A 1,706-nucleotide genomic window follows, 5' to 3' on the forward strand; every position below is an offset into this window, starting at 1 on the left:
AGCCCCTGTACCCTTGTGACTGGAACCATTTCCAGGCGTCCTGGATCATGGTGGGGAGGTCGGAGCGTTCGGGGACCCAGCCGAGCTCGGTCTCGGCGCGGGCGCTGCCCGAGACCAGACGGACCGCGTCGCCGCCGCGGCGGGGGCCCTCGGAATGGGGTACCGGGCGGTTGGTCACCGCATGCGAGGCCTCGATCACCTGACGCACCGAATAGCCGGTCCCGGTGCCCAGGTTGAACACCCGGCTGCCCTTGCCCGCCAGCAGCCAGTCGAGCCCCAGAACATGCGCCGCCACCAGATCGCTGACATGGATGTAGTCGCGGATGCAGGTCCCGTCCGGCGTCGGATAATCGGTGCCGTGGATCGTCAGCGCCGGGCGCCGGCCCTCGATCGCCTCCAGCATCACCGGGATCAGATGCGTCTCGGGGTCGTGCGCCTCGCCGACCTCGCCCTCGGGATCCGCCCCCGCCACGTTGAAATAGCGGAAGATCACCGAGGTCAGCCCGTGACTGGCCTCGAAATCGCGCAGCATGTCCTCGATCGCGCGCTTGGACGCGCCATAGGCGTTCAGCGGCGCCTGGGCGCTGTCCTCGTCCAGCGTCACCCCGTCCTGGTCGCCATAGACCGCGCAGGTCGAGGAAAACACCATGTTCAGGCAGCCCGCCGCCACCGCCGCCTCGATCAGCGTGAGCGACCCGCCCACGTTGTTGCGCCAGTACTTGCCCGGGTCGCGCATCGCCTCGCCGACCTGGCTGAAGGCCGCGAAATGCATCACCCCCACCGGGCGGTAGGCCGCGAACACCGCGTCAAGCCGCGCCCGGTCCGCCAGATCGCCCCGTTCGAGCGGGCCGAACTTCACCGCCTCGGCCCAGCCGGTCGAGAGATTGTCGTAGCACACCGGCACATGGCCCGCGCGCGCCAGAGCCTTGCAGGCATGCGCGCCGATATAGCCCGCCCCGCCCGTCACCAGAACATGCGCCATCGTGTTATTCCGCCGCCTCCGGCAGGGCGAACATCTCGCGCAGATACGCCTCGAACTCGCCCCTCAGCTCGGGCCGCGCCAGCGCGAAGGACACCGTCGCCTGCAGGAACCCCGCCTTCGAGCCGCAATCGAAGCGCTGCCCGTTGAACCGCAGCCCGTAGACCCCCTGGCCGTCGATTTCCTGCGCGATGGCGTCGGTCAGCTGCAGCTCGCCCCCCGCCCCGAACCGCTTGTGGCGCAGGTTCTGGTCGAGATTGTGCAGCACCTTCGGCGTCAGGATATAGCGCCCGATCACCGCCAGGTTCGAGGGTGCCTCCTCGAGGCTCGGCTTCTCGACCATGCCCTTGACCAGCACCTTGTCGCCCATGTCGCGGGCCACGTCGAGGATGCCATAGGCCGAGGCCTTCTCGCGCGGGACCTCCATCGCGGCGACCATGTTGGCGCCGGTGTCCTGATAGGCGTCGACCATCTGCTGCAGGCAGGGCGTTTCGGCCGCGATCACGTCATCGGGCAGGATCACCGCGAAGGGTTCGTTGCCGATCAGCCGCCGCGCGCACCAGACCGCGTGGCCCAGCCCCATCGCCATCTTCTGGCGGATATAGGCGATCGCCCCGCTTTCCATGTCGGTGCTGCGCAGGATCTCCAGCAGGTCGTCCTTGCCCTTGGACTTCAGCGAGTCTTCCAGATGCGGCGCGTGGTCGAAATAATCCTCGAGCGCGCTTTT

The 1,706-nt window shown here is 68.2% G+C and carries 2 protein-coding genes; both read right to left on the reverse strand.

What is annotated here, in order from left to right:
- Nucleotides 1–982: UDP-glucose 4-epimerase GalE (galE, locus tag DSD19_RS16045; protein WP_113670332.1), on the reverse strand; the 982-nt coding region annotated here is incomplete at its 3' end.
- Between the two features lie 4 nt (nt 983–986).
- On the reverse strand, nt 987–1,706 hold a 720-nt coding region (locus DSD19_RS16050; RefSeq protein WP_133260454.1), incomplete at its 5' end, for a UTP--glucose-1-phosphate uridylyltransferase.

The organism is Rhodovulum sp. BSW8 (genome assembly GCF_003314725.1).
GTDB lineage: Bacteria > Pseudomonadota > Alphaproteobacteria > Rhodobacterales > Rhodobacteraceae > Rhodovulum > Rhodovulum visakhapatnamense.